The organism is uncultured Mycobacterium sp., from assembly GCF_964249325.1.
GTDB lineage: Bacteria > Actinomycetota > Actinomycetes > Mycobacteriales > Mycobacteriaceae > Mycobacterium.
Genome location: NZ_CAXUCH010000094.1, coordinates 1 through 6,701 on the forward strand (window position 1 = coordinate 1; position 6,701 = coordinate 6,701).

Consider the following 6,701-nt stretch of genomic DNA (forward strand, 5'->3'; position numbering starts at 1 on the left):
ACGATGCAGAGCGGAGCGATGAGGAGGAGGCGGCGCAATCATGACTGAGCGCACCGACGTCGGCACCGTCGAAGAGTTGCACGCCTCGGCCACCAAGGTGACCGGGCTCGATGATTTCGGGACCGACGACGACAACTACCGTGAAGCGCTTGCGGTGCTGCTGGATTCTTATCGCGGCGAGGCGGACCTGACGCCGTTGGGCAGCAAGATGAACCGCTACTTCCTGCGCGGTGCGCTCGTGGCCAGGCTGTTGTCGGAGTCGGCGTGGAAGCAGTACCCCGAGTACGCCGACGTCGTGATCGAGCGACCGATCTTCGTTACCGGTTTGGTGCGCACCGGCACCACCGCGCTGCACCGGCTGCTGGGCGCCGACCCTGCCCATCAGGGTCTGCAGATGTGGCTGGCCGAGTACCCCCAGCCTCGCCCGCCGCGCGACACCTGGGAAACAAATCCGGTGTATCGCCAGCTCGATGCGCAGTACACCCGGCATCACGAGGAGAACCCCGACTACACCGGGCTGCATTTCATGGCCGCCGCCGAACTCGAGGAGTGCTGGCAGCTGCTGAGACAGTCGTTTCATTCGGTGTCGTATGAAACGCTGGCCCACCTGCCCAGCTATGCGCAATGGCTGTCCCAGCAGGACTGGACGCCGGCATATCGGCGGCACCGCAAAAACCTTCAGCTGATCGGTCTCAACGACGCCGACAAGCGGTGGGTGCTCAAGAACCCCAGCCATCTGTTTGCGCTGGATGCGCTGATGGCGACCTACCCCGACGCGCTGATCATCCAAACGCATCGGCCGGTCGAGACGATCATGGCCTCGATGTGCTCGTTGGCGCAGCACACGACCGAAGGATGGTCGAACAGTTTCGTCGGCGCCCAGATCGGCTACGACTCAATGGAAACCTGGTCACGGGGGCTGGAGCGGTTCAACACCGCACGCGCGAAATACGATCCGGCTCAGTTTTACGATGTCGACTACGCCGATTTCATCGCCGATCCGATCGGCACCGTCGAGGCGATCTACCGTCACTTCGGGCTGACGCTCACCGACCACGCACGGGATGCCATGGAGAAGAGCCACGCCGAAAGCAAGAGCGGCCCGCGGGCGCCCAAACACACCTACTCGCTTGCCGACTACGGGCTGACCGCGGAGTCGGTCAAGGAGCGCTTCGCGGGCCTGTAGCGGGAACTCAGCCGTCGCCCGGAGGCGGAGCGGACGGCGCCCACTCCAAGATGCCCTCGGCGATCGCATGATCGATGCTGTCGGCCAGCTTCGGGCACGTCGGAATGCGTGCGGTGTCACCACCGGCTTCTCGAACTTCCGCAAAGTAGGCGCAGCGCTGGGCAGCTTGCGAATTCCATTGCACGGACGTATGTCCGGGTCCGAGCTTCCTGACAAGCACCGAGACGTGGCAGAAGCGGCAATCAACGGGCTGCAGACCCCAGCGCAGATACCGCTCCCGGTCGCGTTGGGTGGCTTCGCGCAGCGCAGCAGCACGTTCGGGGTCGGAGGGGACGACGGGCGCTGTAGAGCTGCGGCTCCCGCGCTGTCGGGCCGGTTGCTCATCGCCGTGCGCGCCATGCAGCGCCAGCATCGATCGTGCCAGTCGATCGACGTCGGGTACGCTCGACTCGTTGTCCGCGGTCATCGTGACGGCTGGGTTGCTTGCCCTTTCGGTTCTTCTTCGGCCCTGCGCCGCAGGTTCTCCTCGACCTCGGCGTGCCAGAACTCGTTCGCTTTGGTGGTGTCCACCTCGATCTCGAAGCGGTCGGTCATATCCGGGGTGACGTCGGCGACATCAACGTAGAACTGCTGATACCAGCGACGCATCTGGTAAACGGCGCCGTCTTCCTCGACCAGTAGCGGATTGTCGATGCGGGTCTTGTGCTTCCAGATCTCGACATCCTGCAGGAAGCCCTTGCTGACACCGTCGGTGAACGCCGCGGCAAGCTTGTCGGTGGTCGCGTCGTCGAGCCCCTTGGGCTTTTCGACGATCACACCCCACTGCAACACAAACGAGTTCTGGGTCACCGGGTAGTGGCAGTTGATCAGGATCGACTCGGCCTTGTAGTCACCGTAGGTGTTGTGCAGCCAGTTGATCATGAACGACGGCCCGAAGTAGGAAGCCTCCGAATCCAGGTGCGCCTCACCGTAGGTGGTGCCCATGTCATCGACATCGGGGCGGCCGACATTGTGCAGATACTGCGACGCGACATGGCCCTCGAAGACGTTCTTGAAATACGTTGGCAGACCGAAATGGATGTAGAAGAAGTGCGCCATATCGGTGACGTTGTCGATGATGTCGCGGCAGTTGCTGCCCTCGATCAGGATTGAGTTCCACCGCCAGTCGGTCCACTCGTCGCTGTGCGCCTCCGGGATCTCTGGAATTCGCACCTCCGGCTGCGGCGGATTGCCCTCGTGGTCGTGCCAGACGAACAGCAGGCCGCCGCGCACATCGGTGTGCCAGGACCGGGTGCGGGCCAGCTTCGGGGTGCGCTTGGCATAGGGCACCAGCTTGCACCTGCCGTCGCCACCCCAGCGCCAGTCGTGGAACGGGCAGGCGACTTCGTCGCCTTTGATGGTGCCCTGGGCGAGATTGCCGCCCATGTGCCGGCAGTAGCCGTCCAGGACGTGTAACTCGTCGTGTGAGTCGGCGAACACGACGAGATGGGTGCCAAACGCCTCGATGCCGTGCGGCTTGCCGTCCAGGTAGTCCTTGACGGGGCCGAGGCAGTGCCAACCGCGGGCGTACCGGTCGGGCAGGGTGCCGGCGTCGATCTCGCGGATGCCGGCCGTCTCGGTAGCCATGACACCTCCCACATCGTCAGCTTCCAACTAGAACACGTTACAGTTTTTCCGGCGAATAGTGCAACGACGGGGCCTGCCCAGCGGCAATGCGAGCCGGTTGAGCGGCCTGAGGAGGCGTCGGGCAATCACTCTGTGCCTGCGGCTATACCCGGCCTGCTGTATATGTGAACGATGCCGCTGTTTGGCTTCGAGGGCCGATCACCGAAAGTCGATCCGACCGCATTTGTCGCCCCGACCGCCAGCCTGATCGGCGACGTCACGATCGAGGCAGGGGCGTCGGTGTGGTTCAACACCGTGCTGCGGGGCGACTACGCACCGATTGTCGTGCGGGAAGGCGCGAATGTTCAGGACGGATCGGTGCTGCACGCGCCGCCCGGCATCCCGGTCGACGTTGGTCCGGGGGCGACGGTGGCGCACATGTGCGTGCTGCACGGCGTGCATGTAGGTACTGAGGCGCTGATTGCCAACCATGCCACGATCCTCGACGGTGCAGTGATCGGCGCTCGCAGCATGGTCGCGGCTGGAGCGCTAGTGCTGGCGGGCGCGCAGATTCCCGCCGAGGTGCTGGTAGTGGGGTCACCCGCAAGCGTCAAGGGCCCGATCGCCGGGACCAGCGCTGAAACCTGGGTGAAGGTGAACCCGCAGGCCTACCAGGACTTAGCCCGACGCTATCTGACCGGGCTGGAGTCGATTTAGCTTGGCGACCAGACGCAAAAGCACCCATTTCGGCATTAAATAGGTGCTTTTGCGTCTGCTCGGCCTACACGGGCTGTGCCGTTGCCGCCGCGCGGTCCATCTCCCAGTAGGCGCGCAACGCGACCAGCTTGCCGTCATCGTTGGCCTTGTAGGTGAAAACCCCTTCGGCGGTGATCTGGTGGCCGCCCATGGTGATGACGATGTTGCCGACGTTGGCTTCTTCGTTGCCACACTGGAACGTGTCGCGGAAGTTGAACTCGATCTTGTCGGTAGGGGCGATCGCCTTGTCCCAGAACACGGAGATCGCGTCGCGACCTCGATGCCCTTTGCCGTCCAGGTCGAAAGCCGAAGGGCCGATAGGGTCTTCGACGATGGCGTCGTCGGTGAAAACGTCCAGCCAGGCTTGTTTGTTTTTGGCCTGCACCGCTTCTCGTGAGCGGCGGCCGGCTGCGTGCGCGGGGTGCTCGGTCTTGGTCTGCGTGTCGGTCATGGTGAGTCCTGCCAGCCGGAGTGGATATAGGTGTCGGCGAAACGTTTCAGGGAGTCGCGTTTCTTGTCCAGCGGCGCATCGAAGCCCAGGCCGTCGAGGACCCACGGGATAACGATGTTGTCGGTAACGCCGATCTCGGCAAGCTCTCGGTGCCCGTCAACGCCGAATTTATCTATGCACACCGCTTGGAACTCGAACGGCTGATCAGCGCGACCGTATTCGGCGCGCAACTCGTTTAGCCGGCCGATCGTTTCGGCGAGCTGCTCGGCAGTCATCATGGCGCTGGTCCAGCCGTCGCCGACCCGGGCGGCGCGTCTTAGCGCGACGTCCGTGTGCCCGCCGACGTAGAACGGCACGGGCTGGCTGGGCGCCGGGCTCATTTGCAGCCTGTCGAAGTCGTAGAACTCGCCGTGGAATTCAACCATGCCGCCGCCGAGCACCAGCTTGATGACCTCGATCATCTCGTCGACCCGGGCCCCGCGGCGCTTATACGGCTGCCCGCACCATTCGAATTCCTCCGGCGCCCAACCTATGCCGACTCCGAAACCGAACCTGTTGTTGGTCAGGTTGGCCACCGAGCCGACTTGGCGGGCCAGCAGCAACGGATTGCGCGACCCGAGCTTCATCACGTTGGTGTAAAACCGCAGCCGTGACGTCACCGCTCCCATCGCGGCGGCGGCGATCAGCGGGTCGACCCATGGCGTGTTCTCGTCCCACATCCGCGACCCGTCGGCGGTGTAGGGGTAGTCGGCGGCCGCCTTCTCCATGTAGAACAGCGAATCCGGCAACGCGATCGCGTCGAAGCCGGCTTCCTCGGCAATGCGGGCGATGTCGAGCAGTTCGTCGATGGGGCCCATCGCGATACTGCAGGTGTACTTCATTCGACCGGTCACGGCTTGTCGGCCCCTACCACCCACATCGAGTAGTACTGCGAGCCACCGCCGTACGCGTGGCCCACGGCTTTTCGCGCGTCGGGAACCTGGTGCGCCCCGGCCTTGCCCATCACCTGGATGGCCGCCTCGGCGAAGCGGATCAGGCCTGAGGCGCCGATCGGGTTGGACGACAATACGCCGCCAGATGGATTCACCGGTAGCCGCCCGCCGATCGCGGTTTCGCCGGCCTCGGTGAGCTTCCAGCCTTCGCCCTCGGGGGTAAATCCCAGGTTCTCCAGCCACATCGGCTCGAACCACGAGAACGGCACATAGATCTCGGCGGCATCGATCTCGTCGATCGGGCTGGTGATGCCGGCCGCTTTCCACAGCGCGGCCGCGCAGTCCCGCCCGGCCTGCGGGTTGACTTGGTCGCGGCCCGCGTAGGCCAGCGGCTCGGTGCGCAGCGCGGTGGCGTGAATCCAGGCCACCGGATGACCGTCGGCGACGCGCTGATCGGCGATCTCCTCGTTGCCGATGACCAGTGCGCAAGCACCGTCTGACGACGGACAGGTTTCGTCGAATCGGATTGGATCCCAAAGCATTTGGGATGACAGCACCTTCTCCAGCGTGATGTCGGGTTGCTGCACGTGCGCCAGCGGGTTCTTGGCGCCGTTGAGGCGGTCTTTGACCGCGACCATTGCGCCGATATGAGTCGGCGCGCCCGAGCGGCGGATGTATGCCCGCACATGTGGAGCGAAGTAACCGCCTGCCCCTGCGCCGACGGGCTTGGTGAACGGCACCGGAATCGACAGCGCCCACATAGCGTTGGATTCGGACTGCTTTTCCCAGGCCATCGCCAGCACGCGGCGGTATTTGCCCGACTGCACCAGGCTGGCAGCCACCACGCCGGTGGAGCCACCCACCGAACCGGCGGTGTGCACGCGGATCAGCGGCTTCCCGGAAGCGCCAACGGCATCGGCCATGAACAGTTCGGGCATCATGACGCCTTCGAAGAAGTCGGGTGCCTTACCGACCACGACGGCGTCGATGTCGTCGAATGTGACCTCCGAGTCGGCCAGCGCCTTATCGATGGCCTCGCGCACCATGCCGTTCATCGACACATCGTGGCGCTTGGCGACGTATTTGGTCTGCCCGGTGCCGAGGACCGCCGCGAGTTGCTTAGCCATCAGCGCCACTCGCCCCCGCAAGCGGGAGGTGCCCCCGCCTCATCGCTACTCTTGTCATTGTCGCTGGCGCCGCCATTAGTCTTTCCTTTCCATAACCGCGACCAAATTCTGTTGCAGCGCAGGCCCGCTGGTGGCGTGGGCCAGCACCCGCCGCGCCGAGCCGTTCCAGATGTGTTGTGCAGCGAACCCAATCCGCTCAAGGCCGGCGACGAACATCGGATTGGCCGCCAGGGCACCGCCCGACGGATTCACCCTGGCCGACGCCGGTATCCGCATGGCCTCGGTGAGGATGAGGTGCTGGTGGGTGAACGGGGCATGGATCTCGGCGACGTCGATCGTGCGCATCTTGTCGCCGGTGGCGATCCTGGTCGCCGCTCTCGTCGACGGCGACTCGGTGAGGTCGCGGGCACCGAGTACGGGAGATTCGATGCGGTGCTCGAACCCAGTAATCCAGGCGGGGTTTTCGCATAGCTCGCGGGCGCGGTCGTCGGCGGCGAGCACGATGGCCGCGGCGCCGTCGGTGATCGGTGCAATGTCGTGCCGGCGCAGCGGCTCTGCTAAGAACGGTCGGTGCAGCAACTCGTTGATGTTCATGTGAGGGGGATCTGAGTGATCTAGATGTGTTGGTGGTAAATATTGGTAAG

7 protein-coding genes and 1 pseudogene (1 of these 8 running past the window's edge) are annotated in these 6,701 nt (G+C 64.2%); 2 read left to right on the forward strand and 6 right to left on the reverse strand.

From position 1 onward, the window contains the following. Positions 1–40 precede the first annotated feature (40 nt). Positions 41–1,186: a sulfotransferase gene (locus tag ACFE99_RS13425; protein WP_375486021.1), complete on the forward strand. Its 1,146-nt coding sequence runs from the start codon at positions 41–43 to the stop codon at positions 1,184–1,186. Positions 1,187–1,193: 7 nt separating this feature from the next. Here ACFE99_RS13425 and ACFE99_RS13430 read toward each other — a convergent pair whose 3' ends face one another. Both ACFE99_RS13430 and ACFE99_RS13435 read right to left on the reverse strand, forming a co-directional pair. Beyond that, entirely contained in the window at positions 1,194–1,652 is a 459-nt protein-coding gene (locus ACFE99_RS13430) for a hypothetical protein (RefSeq protein WP_375486023.1), read from the reverse strand. Next, entirely contained in the window at positions 1,649–2,812 is a 1,164-nt protein-coding gene (locus ACFE99_RS13435; RefSeq protein WP_375486025.1) for a Rieske 2Fe-2S domain-containing protein, read from the reverse strand. The genes ACFE99_RS13430 and ACFE99_RS13435 overlap by 4 nt, the downstream gene beginning before the upstream one ends. A gap of 171 nt (positions 2,813–2,983) precedes the next feature. On the opposite strand from ACFE99_RS13435, the gene ACFE99_RS13440 reads away from it, so the two are divergent. After that, positions 2,984–3,508 (forward strand): gamma carbonic anhydrase family protein, encoded by a 525-nt coding sequence (locus tag ACFE99_RS13440; protein WP_375486028.1) that lies wholly within the window; start codon positions 2,984–2,986, stop codon positions 3,506–3,508. A gap of 64 nt (positions 3,509–3,572) precedes the next feature. Here the strand turns inward: ACFE99_RS13440 and ACFE99_RS13445 are convergent, their stop codons facing one another. The 4 genes and pseudogenes from ACFE99_RS13445 to ACFE99_RS13460 form a co-directional block, all read right to left on the reverse strand. Next, the gene (locus tag ACFE99_RS13445) at positions 3,573–3,998 is read right to left on the reverse strand and encodes a nuclear transport factor 2 family protein (protein WP_375486030.1); all 426 of its coding nucleotides are present in this window, start codon (positions 3,996–3,998) and stop codon (positions 3,573–3,575) included. Beyond that, positions 3,995–4,879, reverse strand: a complete 885-nt coding sequence (locus ACFE99_RS13450; RefSeq protein WP_375486049.1) for a TIGR03619 family F420-dependent LLM class oxidoreductase — start codon at positions 4,877–4,879, stop codon at positions 3,995–3,997. Before ACFE99_RS13450 ends, ACFE99_RS13445 begins: the two co-directional genes overlap by 4 nt. A gap of 8 nt (positions 4,880–4,887) precedes the next feature. Then, complete coding sequence (locus tag ACFE99_RS13455; protein ID WP_375486032.1) at positions 4,888–6,057, reverse strand: thiolase domain-containing protein; 1,170 nt, start codon at positions 6,055–6,057, stop codon at positions 4,888–4,890. Between the two features lie 75 nt (positions 6,058–6,132). Beyond that, positions 6,133–6,701: pseudogene (locus ACFE99_RS13460) on the reverse strand (thiolase domain-containing protein); it runs 550 nt beyond the window's last position.